General features: G+C 49.4%; 14 protein-coding genes. 4 read left to right on the top strand and 10 right to left on the bottom strand.

Annotated elements, in window-relative coordinates; all coding sequences use genetic code 11:
* Positions 1–10 precede the first annotated feature (10 nt).
* Positions 11–418, bottom strand: a complete 408-nt coding sequence (locus D6024_RS26445; protein WP_162944438.1) for a hypothetical protein — start codon at positions 416–418, stop codon at positions 11–13.
* A 241-nt stretch (positions 419–659) separates the two neighbouring features.
* Between D6024_RS26445 and D6024_RS00270 the strand changes: the two genes are divergently transcribed.
* Entirely contained in the window at positions 660–2,324 is a 1,665-nt protein-coding gene (locus tag D6024_RS00270; RefSeq protein WP_121352103.1) for a pyruvate dehydrogenase complex dihydrolipoamide acetyltransferase, read from the top strand.
* Between the two features lie 75 nt (positions 2,325–2,399).
* Here the strand turns inward: D6024_RS00270 and D6024_RS00265 are convergent, their stop codons facing one another.
* From D6024_RS00265 to D6024_RS00255, 3 genes are read right to left on the bottom strand one after another with little or no spacing between them, the layout of a single operon-like run.
* Positions 2,400–3,971, bottom strand: coding sequence for a M1 family metallopeptidase (locus tag D6024_RS00265; protein ID WP_162944437.1), 1,572 nt, complete (start codon positions 3,969–3,971; stop codon positions 2,400–2,402).
* Positions 3,972–4,021: 50 nt separating this feature from the next.
* Positions 4,022–5,338, bottom strand: a complete 1,317-nt coding sequence (locus D6024_RS00260; protein WP_121352099.1) for a MutS-related protein — start codon at positions 5,336–5,338, stop codon at positions 4,022–4,024.
* 49 nt (positions 5,339–5,387) lie between these two features.
* Positions 5,388–6,725: a dihydroorotase gene (locus D6024_RS00255; protein WP_121352097.1), complete on the bottom strand. Its 1,338-nt coding sequence runs from the start codon at positions 6,723–6,725 to the stop codon at positions 5,388–5,390.
* A gap of 26 nt (positions 6,726–6,751) precedes the next feature.
* Between D6024_RS00255 and D6024_RS00250 the strand changes: the two genes are divergently transcribed.
* Positions 6,752–8,485: a capsule assembly Wzi family protein gene (locus D6024_RS00250; RefSeq protein ID WP_121352095.1), complete on the top strand. Its 1,734-nt coding sequence runs from the start codon at positions 6,752–6,754 to the stop codon at positions 8,483–8,485.
* A gap of 294 nt (positions 8,486–8,779) precedes the next feature.
* On the opposite strand, the gene porT is transcribed toward D6024_RS00250, so the two are convergent.
* From porT to D6024_RS00235, 3 genes are all read right to left on the bottom strand, one after another.
* Positions 8,780–9,511 carry a type IX secretion/gliding motility protein PorT/SprT gene (gene porT / locus D6024_RS00245; protein WP_121352093.1) on the bottom strand — a complete coding sequence of 244 codons (732 nt, stop codon included), beginning with the start codon at positions 9,509–9,511 and terminating at the stop codon, positions 8,780–8,782.
* Positions 9,478–10,224 (bottom strand): bifunctional demethylmenaquinone methyltransferase/2-methoxy-6-polyprenyl-1,4-benzoquinol methylase UbiE, encoded by a 747-nt coding sequence (gene ubiE, locus D6024_RS00240; RefSeq protein WP_121352091.1) that lies wholly within the window; start codon positions 10,222–10,224, stop codon positions 9,478–9,480. The genes porT and ubiE overlap by 34 nt, the downstream gene beginning before the upstream one ends.
* A 110-nt stretch (positions 10,225–10,334) precedes the next feature.
* Positions 10,335–10,985 carry an ABC transporter ATP-binding protein gene (locus tag D6024_RS00235; protein ID WP_121353418.1) on the bottom strand — a complete coding sequence of 217 codons (651 nt, stop codon included), beginning with the start codon at positions 10,983–10,985 and terminating at the stop codon, positions 10,335–10,337.
* A gap of 178 nt (positions 10,986–11,163) precedes the next feature.
* Between D6024_RS00235 and D6024_RS00230 the strand changes: the two genes are divergently transcribed.
* Positions 11,164–11,385, top strand: coding sequence for a DUF2795 domain-containing protein (locus D6024_RS00230; RefSeq protein WP_121352089.1), 222 nt, complete (start codon positions 11,164–11,166; stop codon positions 11,383–11,385).
* Between the two features lie 80 nt (positions 11,386–11,465).
* Here the strand turns inward: D6024_RS00230 and D6024_RS00225 are convergent, their stop codons facing one another.
* From D6024_RS00225 to purQ, 3 genes are all read right to left on the bottom strand, one after another.
* The gene (locus D6024_RS00225; protein WP_121352087.1) at positions 11,466–13,463 is read right to left on the bottom strand and encodes a protein-disulfide reductase DsbD family protein; all 1,998 of its coding nucleotides are present in this window, start codon (positions 13,461–13,463) and stop codon (positions 11,466–11,468) included.
* Between the two features lie 5 nt (positions 13,464–13,468).
* Positions 13,469–13,924, bottom strand: coding sequence for a protein-disulfide reductase DsbD domain-containing protein (locus D6024_RS00220; RefSeq protein ID WP_121352085.1), 456 nt, complete (start codon positions 13,922–13,924; stop codon positions 13,469–13,471).
* A 76-nt stretch (positions 13,925–14,000) separates the two neighbouring features.
* Positions 14,001–14,678: a phosphoribosylformylglycinamidine synthase subunit PurQ gene (gene purQ / locus D6024_RS00215; protein WP_121353417.1), complete on the bottom strand. Its 678-nt coding sequence runs from the start codon at positions 14,676–14,678 to the stop codon at positions 14,001–14,003.
* Positions 14,679–14,996: 318 nt separating this feature from the next.
* Here purQ and dnaA point away from each other — a divergent pair, with 318 nt between their 5' ends.
* Positions 14,997–16,430, top strand: a complete 1,434-nt coding sequence (gene dnaA, locus D6024_RS00210) for a chromosomal replication initiator protein DnaA (RefSeq protein ID WP_121352083.1) — start codon at positions 14,997–14,999, stop codon at positions 16,428–16,430.
* Positions 16,431–16,553: the final 123 nt, after the last annotated feature.

Below are 16,553 nucleotides of genomic sequence, written 5' to 3'. Positions count from 1 at the left end.
TGTCCTTTCTTTATTTATCTATCCGAAGTTTCAGTGCTTCACCGTTAACTGTTTGTGTGGCTTCTACAAACGTCCAACTGTTGTTGGTGACTTTCCAGGTTCCGTTCAACAGCGAAACCGGTTCACCTGCATTTGCAAAGAAGGAAGTGATGGTTTGTGCGATTGGGTCGGCCGACCAGGTTCCTGTTCGTTCCGGAATGCCATTGTTGATTGCCTGAACCGTATTGTCTTTTTGGAATTGGAAGCGGTAGGGGGCAAAATTGGTTGTCAGGTCATGCCCGGCCCTGTCGAACCGTGTCATCCGCCACTGGCCATCCGTCATTGCACTGAGGACAGCGTTTTCCTTGGCCTTCTCGACAGTCTTTGCACATCCCAAAAGCAGAAAGAAAACAGGTAGTAAAAAAAAACCGTATTTCATAAACAGCCTGAAACTACAAAGAAAAATCAGAAAGTAAAACCCCGGCCATCGCCCCCGGAGGCGTTGCCCGTGCAAGCCTGGGAAGAGGGTTTCCGGTACTGCCGCAGTCCTTCCGCGGATGATAATCGTAAAAGCCCTGACTCTCTTGCAGGACGTGCCGGGGTTTTCTGGGCTAAACTTCGGGGTAAAACGCATTTTTCCCTGTTTTCCTTTAATTTCGGCCCTCAAACAAAAACACACAATGGCCGAAGTGATTTTAATGCCCCGCCTGAGTGATACGATGACCGAAGGGGTGATTGCAGCCTGGCATAAAAAGGTAGGTGATTCTGTAAAGAAAGGTGATTTGCTTGCTGAAATAGAAACCGACAAGGCCACCATGGAGCTCGAAAGCTACAAGGAAGGCACGCTCCTGCACATTGGTGGAGAAAAGGGAGCAAAAATTAATGTCGATGACCTCCTGGCCATTGTTGGTGCACCGGGAGAAGATATTTCACAATATGTTTCGGGTGGCGGCAAAGCCGCTACGCAAACGGCTGTTCCGAAGGCGCAGGACGCCGCACAGCCGCAACCTTCTCAACCGCAGTCTCAGCCCCAGCCCCAACCCCAACCTGCATCTCCATCTTCTCCTTCTCTTGATCTTTCCAAGATGGAGGAAGTCGTGCTGATGCCCCGTCTCAGCGATACAATGACAGAAGGTGTAATCGCCGGTTGGCACAAGCAGGTGGGTGATGATGTGAAGAAAGGCGAATTGCTGGCCGATATTGAAACCGATAAGGCGACCATGGAACTGGAAAGCTACAAGAATGGAAAGCTTTTATACCAGGGAGCCAAACAGGGCGAAAAGATTGCCGTGAACGATCTGCTTTGCATTATCGGAGAGCCGGGTAAAGTAGACGTGGACGCCATTGTTGCTGCCGCAAAAGGTGGCGGGGGCGCAACGCCGCAAAGCGCAAAAGCAGAAGCGCCGCAACAAAGCGAAACCCAGCCCCAGGCGCAAAGCGCCGAGCCGCAAGCCGAAAACGGCCGCATCAAAGCGTCGCCGCTGGCAAAGAAAATGGCCCAGGAAAAAGGCATTGACCTGCGCCAGGTACAGGGCAGCGGAGATGGCGGACGAATCACCAAAGCCGACATCGATAACTTCAAGCCGCAGCAGGCGGCCGCCAGTCAGCCGATAGCCGCTAGCGCACAGCCGCAGGCCGCAGCGCAACCGGTTGTTTCCGGGCAGGAAGGCTATTCTGATACCAATGTTTCGCAAATGCGGAAAGTGATTGCGAAGCGCCTTGGCGAAAGCAAATTCAGTGCGCCGCATTTCTACCTGACCATGGAAATTGTGATGGACAATGCCATGCAGGCCCGCACGCAAATGAACGAAGTGAGTGATGTAAAAATCTCGTTCAACGATATGGTGGTGAAAGCCGTGGCCATGGCCCTGCGCAAGCACCCCGCCGTCAACAGCTCGTGGATGGGCGATTTCATTCGTACTTACCAGCACGTGCACGTTGGTGTGGCTGTTGCCATTGAAGATGGTTTGATCGTGCCGGTGATCCGCTTTGCCGATCAAAAAACACTGAGCCAGATCGCTGCCGAAACAAAAGAACTGGCTGGCAAGGCCCGGAACAAAAAATTACAACCGAACGAATTCACCGGAAATACGTTCACCATTTCCAACCTGGGGATGATGGATATTGATGAATTCACGGCCATCATCAACCCACCCGACAGTGCCATCATGGCTGTTGGTCGCATCAAAGAAGAAGTGGTGCGCAAAGGCGATGGCTTTGGTGTACGCAACGTCATGAAAGTAACCCTGAGCTGTGACCACCGCAGCGTGGACGGTGCCGTCGGTGCCGGCTTCCTGCAAACGTTCAAGAAATACCTGGAGAACCCGGTGACGATGCTGGTATAGGTGAAACGTCAAATGTGAAACGTGAAAAGGTTTAGCCGCTGAAATTTTCAGCGGCTTTTATTTTGCAAACCGGGTTCAGTAGGCCGCATATAAAAGCTTGCAATCGGGATCAATCGTGACTTTTTTAACCGCAAACCCGGGCCGGTATTGAAAACTGCTTTTTGCGGTTGCAACCAATTCCCGGTAGCGTTGCTTTTTCCCGTTTTCACCTTCAACTAAAATTTCGATTGGAAAGGTATAGAGGGCTTTTTGCTTTTGTGTGACCTGCACAACCAGCGCACCCCTCACGTTGTATTTCGTCACCGCCAGTTGCGGAATGCCGGGACGATAGAGCCATTGTGCAAAAAAGGACGAGAGATCTTTACCGGAAACCTTTTCCGCTACGGCTTCAAAATCCCTTGTGTCGGCATTGCCGCCTTTGTATTGCTGGTAATAGCTGCGGATGATTTGCTGAAATAAAGAGTCGCCAACCTCGTTGCGCAGCATGTGCAGCACCCAGGCACCTTTTTGATAGCTGTTGGCATTGAGGAGCGACATCAGGTTGGCCGTCGAGTCAACTACGGGACTGGCTGAATGGCGTGCAAATTCAACTGCCTCGCCGCGTTCTTTTTTCAGCCGTGCAACCACCGCTTCCTGACCGTACTTTTTTTCGAAATACAGGTCGGTGAAGTATGTGGCAAAACCTTCGCTTAGCCACAGATGGGCAAATGATTTTTCGGAAGCCATGTCGCCAAACCACTGGTGCGCAATTTCGTGGGCCAGAAGGTCTTCGGAGTCGCGGTTACCGGTAACGGAGTGCTCGTCGTAAAAAATGCAGGAAGCATTTTCCATACCGCCAAAAATCGTCGTCGACTGTACATTGGCGAGCTTGTTATAAGGAAAGGGGGCAATATAGCCGGAGAAGAACCGAAGGATTTCTGTCGCCAATGCATAATCGTAAAATCCTTTGGTGCTATCTTGTGGATACACCCAGGCACTCACGGGCAGGTTGGGCGGACTGTCGTCGAAGGTTTTCACCGCAAAGCGGGCTACGCCGATCACCATGACTTTTGTGGGCAGGGCAATGTTTACTTTCCAATGCGTCAGCTTGCGTCCGCGGCCAAGCTCTTTTTCTTCCACCTTCTCTCCGTTCGAGATCACGCTGTAATGCGATGGCGCCGTTACGAAAAACTCAAACGAAGCTTTGTCGTCGGGACGGTCAACGCAGGGGATCCAGTGGTGGGCACGGTTGGGCCAGTTGTCGGCAAAAAATGTCCGCTCTCCAAATTTGTTCTTTGCGATGATCAGCCCATCGTCGGGCAGGCCCCAATACGCGATGGTCAGCTTTTCCGTTGCTCCCTTTTTTATGGTGTCGGCAAGCGAGATGATCAACTGGTCGTTCACATTAGAAAAAGAAAGGCGTTTGTCGTTTCTTTCTGCCTGGTAAATGCCTGTCACCTCCATGCCTGTTGCACCGTTCCGGCCTGTCAGATCCAGTGTGACGGATGTGAGGTTGTGCAGGGCTTTGAATTCAACCGTTGCATTTCCCCTGATGGCTGAACCGGAGTCGGATAGTTCCAGTCGGAATGTGTAATGCTGTACATCAATATCCTGGGCATTCAGGCAAGTGGTCAGAAATAAAAGGAGGACAAGCAAACCTTTTTGCATAGAGTCAAAATGAACATTCAAAATAAGCCAATCCGGGACATTGTGCGAGCTTATAATTTCTCCAGCATCTCCACCACTTTTTCCCGCCGCAAAATCACATAACCGATCCTGTCGTTGCTGATGCCGTCTTTTAACTGGTAGCTGAATGAAAGCTGGTCTTCCGAGACGGTTGTTTCAAAATACTTGAATGCAATGTTGGGATATTGCTTCAGTTCCTCGCCAATTTCGTAGAGATGTGTGGAGAGAATGAACAGCGAGTTTTTGATCTTGATAAGTCCCTTGATCACCGTGAGCGAACATTTCATCGCATCCTGCACATTGGTGCCTTTGAACAATTCATCGATCAACACCAGCCATTTGCGGCCGTCGTTGATTTTATAGATCGTGTTCTTGATTCGTTGCACTTCATTAAAAAAATAGCTTTCGCCTTTGGCAATGTTGTCGGCGACGTTGATGTTGGTAAGCAAGCCGTCGAAAAGAGAAAGTTCCATGCTCTTCGCAGGAACGCCCATGCCCATGTGCGCCAGGAATACCGACGATCCCACCGACTTGATCAGGGTGCTCTTGCCGGCCATGTTGGCACCAGTTAAAAAAATGAAGTTTTCATTGGGATGCATCACCAGGTCGTAGGCGACGGGTTTTTGCAGAAGAAGGTGATAAAGGCCTTCGGCTTTCAGATAAGGTTCGTCCTGCTCCACGAATTGCGGGAAATGAAGATCGTAAGTTTTGACGGCCATAGCCATAGACCACCAGGCTTCGAGACGGCTGTAAATGTCGATCAGTTCCAGCAATTCGGTTTTAAAATGCACCCGCAGGTGATAGCCGAAGTAAAGATTTTGCTGCGGCGAAAATTTTTCATCGCTGCGGGTAGCGCTTAGTTGTTGCAGGGGTTTTTCCTGCAACAGTTTCTTCATCCGGTCGAGATAAAAAGCAAGGTAGGCGGGAAGTTCCCGGGTGTCGAAAAGCTGGATGATCGCTTGCAATCCGCGCATGAAATCGGCAAAATGCTTAACCGAATATTTCACCATCGCGTAATCGGCATTGTGCAGGAGTTTGTATGAATAAGCGTTAAACGAATTAATGCTTGGCGGAATGGGGTCGAGGTTGTAGTCGAGGAATTTGTCCACCATCAGGATGGTACCGTTGGTGATGTCCTGCGGCCAGTCGTCGAGGTGTTCCAAAAGGGTTTTGATGATGTGTTGCGTGCCAAGGATCCGCTTCAGGTCATTGTGCGGTTCGGAAAAAAAACGACGCAGCCATTCCTTGCCACCCACGGTCCGGGTGAAGTTCAGCTTGTGAAAGATGGATGATTCCTCTTCCGGGTGGAAAATCGAAATGTCGTTAAAGGTGATTTTGTCGATCTGCATTGCCGATTGATTATTGAAGGTTTCCCTTTGCACTATACACGCTTCGCCGTTAGCGATTAAACAAAAGCCGCTTTCCTAACTGAGAGTCAATTATCCTTCCTTTTTCATAAACCAATGCGCCATTTACAAACGTATGCGTGATAGAGGCGGGAAGCGTGGTGCCCTCCAGCGGGCTCCAGCCGCATTTGTAAAGAATGTTTTCCTCGCGAACGGTTGTCGTTTCATGCAGGTCCGCAATCACCAGGTCGGCATAGGCGCCTTCCCGTACATAGCCCCTGTCGCTGATGTGGAAACAATCGGCTACTGCGTGACTCATTTTCTGCGCAATTTTTTCCAACGAAATTTTTCCCTGCTTGTGATAATAGAGCATCAGCAAGAGGGAATGCTGCACCAGTGGCAGGCCGGCGTGGGCATGTTCGTAGGGCGGTGTTTTTTCGCTCAACAGGTGCGGTGCATGGTCGGTGGCAATAACATCAAGCCGGTCGTCGAGCAAGGCCTTCCACAAGGCTTCGCGGTTGTGCGGCGCCTTGATCGCCGGGTTGCACTTGATTCGGTAGCCAAGGCTGGCATAATCGTCGGACGTGAAATGCAGGTGATGCACACACACTTCGGCGGTGATGCGTTTGTCCTGCAGCGGCAGCATGTTGGTGAAAAGCTGCAACTCCCTTTCGGTGGAAATGTGCAGGATATGGAGGCGGGTGTTGTGTTTTTTTGCCAGTTGCACGGCCTTGAACGACGATTCAAAACAAGCCTCCTCATCCCGGATGATAGGATGGTCGGATGGCTCCAGTTCGCCCTTGGATGCTTTCAGCCGCTGGTAATTTTCCCGGATCATGCTTTCCTCTTCGCAATGTGTGGCGATAAGCACTTCGCTTTCGCGAAAAATCCTGTCGAGTGACATATAATTATCCACCAGCAAATTCCCGGTGGAGGAACCCATGAAAATTTTGACACCGCAGACCTCGCGTTTTTTCTCGTTGGTGCGCAGCACTTCGTCGGCATTGTCGTTGGCGGTGCCCATAAAGAAGGAATAGTTGGCCAGCGAGGTGGCCGCCGCTGTACTGTATTTTTCTTCGAGCAGGTCTTGTGTCAGTGCAGCCGGCACCGTGTTGGGCATTTCCATGAACGAGGTAACACCGCCTGCGACCGCGGCCCTGGACTCGGTAAAAATCGTTGCCTTGTGCGTCAGCCCCGGTTCGCGGAAGTGCACCTGGTCGTCGATGGCCCCGGGCAGCAGGAATTTTCCTTCACCATTGATCTCCCGGGCATTGACATTGGAGATCTGCGGGGCAATTTTTTCGATCCGTTCGCCACTTACCAGCACATCACCTGTTTGAATGTTGTTTTCGTTGACAATCTGAATGTTCTTAATCAGGTATTTTTGCATCACTTTTTATTTAAATCGCCTGCTGCATGCAATATAAACAAACCCTCGTTGTGCTTTCGGTTCTGTGTTTTCCTTTTGTTTCCTTTTCGCAAACAACAACGTACCTGCCCCAGGGTGCGGCCGAAAACATCCTGCTGGAGAGGATGGAGATCAAGGCCGGCACCGATTCGATTTTGAATTTTTCAAAAACAAAACCCTACAGCCGCAGACAATTCATTCCTGTGATTGAAAAATACGCCGACGCAGGACGGGCGGTCCAATCTGCGGGCGAAATCTCGCCAATAGCGGACAACGCTGTGCAAGCCACGAACCTTGTTGGCAGCCGTCTTACAAGGGTGGACCTGTACAATGCCGAACTGGCCCTGCAGAAAAACAGCGAATTCTCCACTCGCAAGTTTCAGAGCAAGAAGCCAATCCTGAATGTGTTTTACAAGACGCCGGCCAATGCACTGGAAGTAAACGCCAAAGATTTTTTCCTGGTCGTCAACCCGGTCTTCCAATACACGGTAGGGAAGGAGCAAAACAGCACCGAGCATCTGTTCCTCAATACCCGCGGGATCACATTGCGGGGGTACATTGCCAACAAAGTCGGGTTTTCGGCTTACGTGACCGATAACCAGGAACGGGACCCGAAATATGTGCAGTCTTACGTGATCGAGCGGCAGGCTGTGCCGGGTGCCGGGTATTACAAAGAATTCAAAGGGACGGGACTCGATTATTTTGATGCCCGTGGTACGATCACTGTCAATGCTACCAAGTATATTGATGTTTCGTTTGGATACGACAAAAACTTTATCGGCAGCGGTTACCGCAGTTTGTTCCTGAGCGATTTTGCCAACAACGCTTTGTTCCTGCGACTGAATACACGCATCTGGAAGTTGAACTACCAGAATATTTTCATGGAGCTGACGAATGCACACCTTCGTGGCGGCGACCATTACCTGGTGAAAAAATACGCGGCCATTCATCACTTGGATGCTTCCATAACCAAGTGGCTGAACATTGGCCTGTTTGAAGGAATCGTTTTTGGCCGCCCCGAGCACTTTGATTTTTCTTACCTGAACCCGGTGATTTTTTACCGGTCTGCCGAACAGCAAAACGGGAGTTCGGACAATGCCCTGGTGGGTCTCGATGCCAAAGCCAACCTGGCCCATCATGTTCAGCTCTATGGACAGTTATTGCTGGATGAATTCAAACTATCGGAATTGCGGAAAAAATGGTGGGGCAACAAGTTTGCTTTCCAGATGGGTGCAAAATACATTGATGCCTTTGGCATCGACAACCTGGACCTGCAGGTTGAACTGAACCGGGTGCGTCCGTTCACCTATTCACACAGCGATTCGGTTGCGAACTGGACCCATGATAATCTGCCGCTGGCCCATCCGCTGGGCGCCAATTTCAACGAGGTGCTGGCGGGCCTGCGTTACCAGTTTGCTCCCAAATGGCTGTTGCAGGCCAAAGCCTTTTTTTACAAACAGGGCCGCGATACGGGAAGGGTCAGTTATGGCTCCAATATTTTTCTTCCCTACGGTTTTCCCTATCGCACTAGCGACTATGGCTTTGAAGTAGGGTCGGGCGCACTGGCTAAAGTTGCCTATGCGTCGTTGCTGCTTTCTTACCAGGTCAGGCCCAACCTGTTTCTCGAAGCCAATGCGGTTGTGCGCAAGCAGAATGCTTATGGAACTATGCCTTCAAAAAATACAACGGTGTTGAACATTGGGGTTCGCTGGAACATGCACCGGCGGGAGTTTGAATTTTAGCAAACAGGCATGGTTGATGAATAAAAAATTTGGTTGATACGATCACGGAAAGACATGCTACTGGCGTGTCTTTCTTTTTGGGCTGATGCTATTCATTCGCGATCGTGCAAAAAAAAATGCTGGCCTTGAGAGCCAGCAATGACGTCTTTTCGTAGAAGAACCGAATAGGATTAAACTAATTAGCCCGAATAAAAGCAAGTAGGTGATCAGAAGTCCGTAATAAGCTGTAGCGGAGATCCGACTGCCAACTGCGCACTGCCTGCTCAATACCTTATGCTCATTTTTAAAAGGTTACTATCCTTCCAGGTTGAGGGTAAAAACGATCATGCGGGAATTAATCTTGTCCAGTACGTTGGAATAATTGAGTTTGGGAGTCCTGCCATGCATGTCACGAAAGCCGTTGCTGATTTTAATCTCGGGTGCCAGGATGAAGCTGGGATAATAGAACTTGAACCCAATCCCGCCTTCAATGCCGTAGTCGTACTTGCGGATGCGGATCATGTCTTCTGCGTTTCTGGATTGCGCATTCGATGCCAGGTCATAATCGAGCTTGCCGCCACCCATCATGTACACACGAAAGTTCCCGATCCGGTCCGACAGGAAGCGAAGCTGCAGTGGGGCACTGACAATGACCGACTCCACTTTTTTGTCAATGACGTACGCATTGTCCAACTTGTCGGGGTAGCGAAGAGTGTACTGGATGCTCCGGTCCATGAACATGAGTTGGGGGTTGGCCCGTAATTCAAATCGCGGGCTTAGGCGAACCGTCGCCGAAAGACCCAGGTTGAATCCAATGGAAGGAACGGATTGGGCCGTCAGGATGCTATCCTGCAACAGGTAATTGGGGTGCAGGTCGGTTCGGAAACCCGAACGGTTAAAGCCCAGCGAAATCCCGAAAAAATAGGGTTTCTGATCGTGTTCCTCCATGTTCAGTTGCTGTTGCGCAAACGTGGAAAAGGAAGCCAGCAGGGCACCAAGGAAAGCAATTTTTTTCAGGCTCTTTTTCTTGCACTGTAAATACAACATATTCCTAAGCTTAGCGATTGATAATAGGTATTGGAAAACCCGGTTTTGTTCAGGATGTCCACAAATAACTGGCGATCCGGAAATGCTTTGGCTGACTCATTCAAATACTGGTAAGCCTGTTTATTCTGGTTGAACAACTTTGCCAGTTGCGGTGCCACAACGCCCATGTAGAAGTTGTACAACGTTTTGATTCCCGGTATGCGGGGTTTGCTGAATTCCAGCACCACCAGTTGCGCACCCGGTTTCATTACCCGTAAGATCTCCCGAAGCCCCTGGTCCAGGTTTTCGAAATTGCGAACACCAAAGGCAACCATCACGCCATCAAACGTTGCATCGGGAAAGTTTATTGTTTCGCCGTCGCCGCTCACCAGTTCGATCTTTTCGTTTAGGCCTTCCTTGCTGATCTTTTCTCGTCCGATCGCCAGCATTTTAGTAGAAATATCAATGCCAATTATTTTTTCAGGCGCCAACATCCGGTTGGCCTGGATGGCCATATCACCGGTTCCGGTCGCCACGTCCAGGATGATCCGGGGTTGGTCTTTGGTAAAATACCGGATGGCTTTTTTGCGCCAGCTACGGTCTATACCGGCACTCAGGAAGCGATTCATGAAATCGTAGCGGGGGGCAATGCGGTCGAACATTTCGCTGACCTGTACTTTCTTAGGGCCTTCTTCCGAAAAAGGTTTGATGCTGTCGTGTGGAAAATCTGTCATGGGTTGCAAAGGTACTGTCGGAACCGTGATTTTTGGGATGCGTCGGACGACCTGGAGAGGCTGGAATGTAGCCCGTATCTCCTTTGTTCCCAAAACCACTTCCTCACAATTCAGACGATCTTCCCGTCTTTCATGTGCAACACACGATCGCTTAGCTGCGCCAGTTCTTCGTTGTGTGTAACGATCAGGAATGTTTGCTGGAACTGGCGACGCAATTCGAAAAATAACTGGTGAAGCTCTTTTGCATTGGCAGTATCCAGGTTGCCGGTGGGTTCGTCGGCAAAAACAATTTCCGGACTGTTGATCAGGGCCCTTGCCACGGCCACCCGTTGCTGTTCACCGCCGGATAGTTGTGACGGCTTGTTTTCAATTCGATGTCCCAGGCCCAGGGTCTTCAGCAGGGAAACAGCTTTGCTTTTCACGTCGCTTTTGTTCTTCTTTGTCAGCCAGCCGGGAATGCAGACATTTTCGAGGGCAGAGAACTCGGGCAGCAGGTGATGGAACTGGAAAACAAAGCCAATGTGCTTGTTGCGAAAGGAAGAAAGCGAGTTCCCCTGCAGGCGGGTAATATTTTGTTGGTGCAGGTGCACCTCGCCCTGGTCGGGTTTGTCGAGGGTGCCCAGGATGTGCAGGAAGGTGGATTTGCCCGAGCCGGAGGGCCCGACGATACTTACCACTTCGCCTTTATTGATGGTAACATCTACGCCTTTCAGAACGTCTACCGTGCCATATCGTTTGTGAATATTGGTCGCTGTCAGCATACAACTTGTAAAGAGGCCAAATATCCGCAAAAAACGAAGGCCTTTTCCTGCTCGGCGAACTTCGTTTGGAAAATTGGTGAATCCTGCTACATTTGCGGAAAATTGAAAAGCGCAAAGTGCTTTAAATTGGCATAGTAATTTATACTTTACCTTTTCGTAACCAATAAATTGTAGCGAAATGTTTTGGACATTGGAATTAGCATCCTACCTTGAAGAAGCTCCCTGGCCCGCCACAAAAGACGAGCTGATCGACTATAGCATTCGTTCCGGCGCACCGATCGAGGTGATCGAAAACCTGCAGGAACTCGAAGACGAAGGCGAGGTGTACGAGAGCATCGAAGACATCTGGCCCGACTATCCTTCGCAGGAAGATTTTATGTTTAATGAAGACGAATATTAAACGATCTGTATAAAGTAAAAAGGCTGTCCTGCGACAGCCTTTTTACTTTATTGCATGGACTTGATTGGGCAGCCATGCGGTTACGACTTTCTTTTTTTGTATTCAGCAACGACATTATCCAGGTGCTGAATAAATTTTTGTACATCGGGATCGTAAGGATAGCCATCCGGCGCCAGTTTTTGTTCTTTCGTATCCAGAAAGATATAGAAGGGCTGCGAAGCCACGCCGTAGCGGCTTACTTCCAGGTGCGAAAACTTTTCACCAACGGTGTTTACATGTTCGCCCAGTTCCTTCGAATCAAATTCTTCGGCTTCCGGCAGGTAAATATTCTGCACATCGGTGTAAAGCGATGCAATAATAAAATTTTCTTTTAGCCGCTTCATCACTTCCGGCTGACTCCACACCTGTGCTTCCATCTTGCGGCAATTGATGCAGTTGATGCCTGTAAAGTCGAGCATCAGCGGCTTCCCGGCTTTGCGTGCCGCGGCAAGCGCTTCGTCGTAATCATAGAAGGTAACAAGGCCGGCCTTTTTGGCGACTTCGGGTTCGTAAGGCGAAAGTTCCTTTACGTATTTCGCCGGTTTGATCTCTCCATCGGCACTTGTGCTGGCCGGCACTGTTCCACCGGAGTTGCTGAAATCCTGCGTGCCATAGGGCGGAAGAAAAGCGCTGATTCCCTTGAGCGGTGCGCCCCAAAGACCCGGAACCATGTACACGGTAAAGGCAAAAGCAACGATGGCAAAGAAGAGGCGCGGAATACTGACGTACGGTTGCTCAAAATCGTTCTTCGGCAGGTCGCTGTCGTGGTGAAATTTGATCTTACCCAAAATATAGAAGCCCAGCAGGCCAAACAACACGATCCACAACGAAAGAAAAATCTCCCGGTCCAGCAAGCGCCAGCCTTTTGCCAGGTCGGCATTGGATAAAAATTTCAGTGCAAGTGCCAGTTCCAGGAAGCCAAGTGCCACTTTCACGCTGTTCAGCCATCCGCCGGCCTTGCCAAAGCTGTTGATCCATTGCGGGAAAAGAGCAAACAATGTAAAGGGAAGAGCAAGCGCAACCGAAAAACCGAACATGCCAACCAGCGGACCAAAATAGCTTCCTTTGGAGGCAAGCACAATCAGGTTGCCGATGATAGGCCCCGTACACGAAAATGAAACCAGTGCCAGTGTAAGCGCCATGAAAAAGATGCCCGTGAAGTTGCTGGTGTTGGCTTTGGAGTCTGCTGCCGTTTGCCAGGAAGAAGGCAACTGGATATCGAATGCGCCAAGAAACGAAATGCCAAAGACAAGAAAGATCAGAAAGAACAGGAGATTGGCTATCCAGTTGGTGGCAAGTTTGTTCAAGGCTGTTGGGCCAAAAATCAGCGTGACCAGGAAGCCAAGCAACGTAAAGATCAGAATAATGGAAACGGAATAATAAATGGCGTTGCGAATACCCTGTTCGCGGCTTTTGCTTCGCTTGGTGAAAAAGCCAACGGTAACCGGTACCATCGAAAACACGCAAGGTGTAACCAGGGCAATAAAGCCACCCAAAAAGGAGATCAGGAAAATATAGCCAAGCGAACGGCTTTCCAGGTCGTCCTTGCTTTGGATCGTTGCCGTTTTAGCGCTTTGTACGGATGGGTGAATTTTGACAGCAAACGGTTCTTCATAACTGTTGAAGGCACCATTGCTTTTGACAAAATAGGCGATGGTTCCTTTTACGGTGGTGCTGTCTGCAGCAGGTAGCTGCAATCGCTGCTGCCACTCCACCGAGTCGGAATAGTAGGTAACAAGCGCATTGTTGAAGTCTGCCTCGGTGACCTGCTTTTGCAAACCAGATTCTTTTACAGAGTCTTTCAACTGAACTTTCGCTGATGAATCAAACCGGATTTGGGTATTGATGGGAGCCTCGTCTGAGATGGGTTTGACAGAAACGATTTCACTTCCTTTCGGGACAACAGCTTTGATTTTAAGCAAAACGTCTTTGCCGGCTGCTTCCTGTGTAAAACGAAACTGCACAGGGTTTTGAGCCTGTGCAGTTGTCATAAAAAGATATGCGGCCAGAAAAACAAGAACTCGGTTCAGGTAGCGCATCTAATTTATTTTAAGGCAATGTTGAAGTTGACTGTTTTGGGGGGCAGGCATTTTTTGTCATCGCAGGTTTGATAGGTAACATTGCCACTGACGTTCGATTTTGCTTTCCCTTTCAGCTTCACCCGTTGCGAAAACGCCACCAGCTTGCTGTATTGGTTGGCAGAAACACCCAGGTCTTTATCGGTAAACCGCTCCATCTTGCCGGCTTCTTTTACCTTGCCGTCAAGCTGCACAAGGGGGTTTTTCGAAAACTCAAATGTTGTGGGCACGGCGATGGCGTCTTTCGGCTGCGACTGCGAGTACAGGTGCCAGCCGTTTTGAATGGTGGCCACCATCTGCACCTCGTACACATTGTCGGAAACCTTCTTGCTGGTAAACGTCCAGTTCACTGGGCTGGCAACCTGTGCGAATCCAACAACTGCGGAAAATGCAAGCGTGAAAAAAAGAATCGTTTTTTTCATATACGAATTGTTTGCTGTACAAATTTCCGGTTTAAAACACTTCGGATGTGTTAATAATGGAAGCGGGAAGCCGGTGTCAGAGACTGGGTTCTGTTACAAATGAAAACAACTTGTTAAACAGTGTCCGTCCGTCTGTGTTACCCAGGGCAACGGAGCAGGCCCGCTCGGGATGTGGCATCATGCCAAAGACAGTCCGTTCCTTGTTGCAGATGCCGGCGATGTTGCGTACGGAGCCGTTGTGATTGGCCGCTTCTGTAATGTTGCCGCCGGCATCGCTATAATATAGTAATACCTGTTTGTTTGTTTCCAGCTCATTGAGGGTGGCCTCATCGGCGTAGTAACGTCCTTCGCCATGGGCAATCGGAATTTTCAACACATCGCCATCCATGTCTTTCACATAAATATTCTGGCAAATGAATTTTTGTTCCTGGTTGCGCAGCAGTGCGCCGGGCAGTAAGTGCGCCTCGCACAGGATCTGGAATCCGTTGCAGATGCCGAGCACCTTACCACCACTCTGTGCAAACTCGATCACGCTTTTCATGATGGGAGAGAAGCGGGCAATGGCGCCGGTGCGCAAATAGTCGCCGTACGAAAAGCCACCGGGCAGCACAATGCAATCATCGGTTGTAAACTGCGAAAGGTCATCGTCTTTGTGCCACAGCATCACGCATTCCTGGCCGAGGTCGTGTACCAGTGCATCGTATACGTCTCTGTCGCAATTGGAACCGGGGAAAACAACTACACCAAATTTCATGGAGACAAAGATAGCTTGAAAACAATCGTGGCGAAGCGAAACAGGAGGCCGGTAAGGGGCACGATTTTTTTTCACGTATACCGGCAAAAGCGTGGTGTTAAGAAGTTAAAAATTTCAGGAGAAAATGCAAGTTCAGCCGGGGAAATATTTGTTTAAACAGGCTTTGTCAGGCCTGTCGTTTTTTTCAGAATTAAAAATTTTTTTTTGGATTTTCTTTTTCTGATATTCGTCCTCCTGTCTCAAAAAAATTTATTTATACACACCTTGTGAAAAACCTTTTTGATCTTTCTTGTTCACTTTAAACTGCTACGAAAATAGATGGAGAAAACAACAACCTCGGTCTGGAACAATTGTCTTGCAATCATCAAAGATATTGTGGAGTGGCAGCATTTTAAGACATGGTTTGAACCGATCAAGCCGATTGCTTTAAAAGAAAATGTTCTCATTATCCAGGTGCCAAGCCAGTTTTTCTACGAATACCTGGAGGAGCATTACGTGAACCTGTTGGCAAAGACATTGAAACGGGAGCTGGGCAAGGATGCACGGCTCGAATACCGCATTATGGTCGATGGCGGAAACAAATACAACAAGCCGCTGACGGTGGACATGGCTGGCCATTCCTATAAGACGTTTGTGAACAACGAAATGGACTTCCCGCTGGTGATCAACACACCCATCAAAAATCCGTTTGTGATTCCGGGGCTGAAGAAAATGCACATCGATCCGCAGCTCAACCCCAATTATACATTTGAAACCTATATCGAAGGCGACTGCAACCGTGTGGCCCGCCGTGCCGGTAAAACCGTGGCCGAAAAACCGGGTGCCAACTCCTTTAACCCGCTGGTGGTTTACGGCGGTGTGGGATTGGGCAAAACCCACCTCGCACAGGCCATCGGCAACGAGGTGAAGCGCCAGCACCCAAACAAGGTAGTGTTGTACGTTAGTTCGGAAAAATTCATCAACCAGTTTGTGGATCATAGCCGCAACAACGCCATCAACGATTTCATTCACTTTTATCAACTGATCGACGTGCTGATCATCGATGATGTACAGTTTTTCAGCCGCGCCGAAAAATCGCAGGATGCCTTGTTTGCCATTTTCAATCACCTGCACCAGTCGGGCAAGCAGTTGATCCTGACATCCGACAAGGCGCCCAAAGACCTGGAAGGCGTACAGGAGCGTTTGCTGAGCCGTTTCCGCTGGGGCTTAAGTGCCGATATATCGATGCCGGACTATGAAACACGCATCGAGATTTTGGAGCAAAAGATGAAGAACGACGGGCTGGAGATGCCCAAAGAAGTGGTGAAGTACATTGCTTATAATATCAACAACAATATTCGCGAGTTGGAAGGCGCACTGATCTCGTTGTTGGCACAATCTTCGCTCAATCGCAAGGAAATTGATCTAGACCTCGCGAAAAAAGTGTTACGGAATTTTGTAAAAACAGCTAGCAAAGAAATTACCATCGAAACCATCCAAAAGATGGTTTGCGAGTACTACGATGTCGCTTACGACAAACTGTTGCAAAAAACAAGAAAGCGTGAAATCGTCCAGGCCAGGCAGATCACGATGTACCTGGCGAAGGCCTTTACTAAAAATTCACTGAAGACGATCGGTGAGCATTTTGGCGGTCGCGACCATACCACCGTGATCCACTCCTGTCAAACCGTGAAGGACCTCATGGACACCGATCCAACCTTCCGCGACAGTGTCATGGAACTGCAGCAAAAAGTGCAGCTGGCGGCGATGTAAATACCTGCCGGCAGGGCAAATCCCATTTTGCAGGAAAATTGAAAAATCCCGCAAAATGGGATTTGTTTTTTTGGGATATTCAGAGGCATCTCCCTATTTTTGCCACCCCTGCGAAGAACAGGG

This window comes from Flavisolibacter nicotianae (genome assembly GCF_003628535.1).
Classification (GTDB): Bacteria; Bacteroidota; Bacteroidia; order Chitinophagales; family Chitinophagaceae; genus Flavisolibacter; species Flavisolibacter nicotianae.
This window is presented reverse-complemented; position numbering and strand designations above follow the sequence as displayed.

Coding starts and splice junctions, on each gene's coding strand:
- D6024_RS00255 (WP_121352097.1), bottom strand. CDS start 6,725: ATGCAAAAATACCTGATTAAGAACATTCAGATTGTCAACGAAAACAAC.
- D6024_RS00270 (WP_121352103.1), top strand. CDS start 660: ATGGCCGAAGTGATTTTAATGCCCCGCCTGAGTGATACGATGACCGAA.
- D6024_RS00225 (WP_121352087.1), bottom strand. CDS start 13,463: ATGCGCTACCTGAACCGAGTTCTTGTTTTTCTGGCCGCATATCTTTTT.
- D6024_RS00250 (WP_121352095.1), top strand. CDS start 6,752: ATGCAATATAAACAAACCCTCGTTGTGCTTTCGGTTCTGTGTTTTCCT.
- dnaA (WP_121352083.1), top strand. CDS start 14,997: ATGGAGAAAACAACAACCTCGGTCTGGAACAATTGTCTTGCAATCATC.
- D6024_RS00260 (WP_121352099.1), bottom strand. CDS start 5,338: ATGCAGATCGACAAAATCACCTTTAACGACATTTCGATTTTCCACCCG.
- D6024_RS00220 (WP_121352085.1), bottom strand. CDS start 13,924: ATGAAAAAAACGATTCTTTTTTTCACGCTTGCATTTTCCGCAGTTGTT.
- porT (WP_121352093.1), bottom strand. CDS start 9,511: ATGTTGTATTTACAGTGCAAGAAAAAGAGCCTGAAAAAAATTGCTTTC.
- D6024_RS26445 (WP_162944438.1), bottom strand. CDS start 418: ATGAAATACGGTTTTTTTTTACTACCTGTTTTCTTTCTGCTTTTGGGA.
- ubiE (WP_121352091.1), bottom strand. CDS start 10,224: ATGACAGATTTTCCACACGACAGCATCAAACCTTTTTCGGAAGAAGGC.
- purQ (WP_121353417.1), bottom strand. CDS start 14,678: ATGAAATTTGGTGTAGTTGTTTTCCCCGGTTCCAATTGCGACAGAGAC.
- D6024_RS00235 (WP_121353418.1), bottom strand. CDS start 10,985: ATGCTGACAGCGACCAATATTCACAAACGATATGGCACGGTAGACGTT.
- D6024_RS00265 (WP_162944437.1), bottom strand. CDS start 3,971: ATGCAAAAAGGTTTGCTTGTCCTCCTTTTATTTCTGACCACTTGCCTG.
- D6024_RS00230 (WP_121352089.1), top strand. CDS start 11,164: ATGTTTTGGACATTGGAATTAGCATCCTACCTTGAAGAAGCTCCCTGG.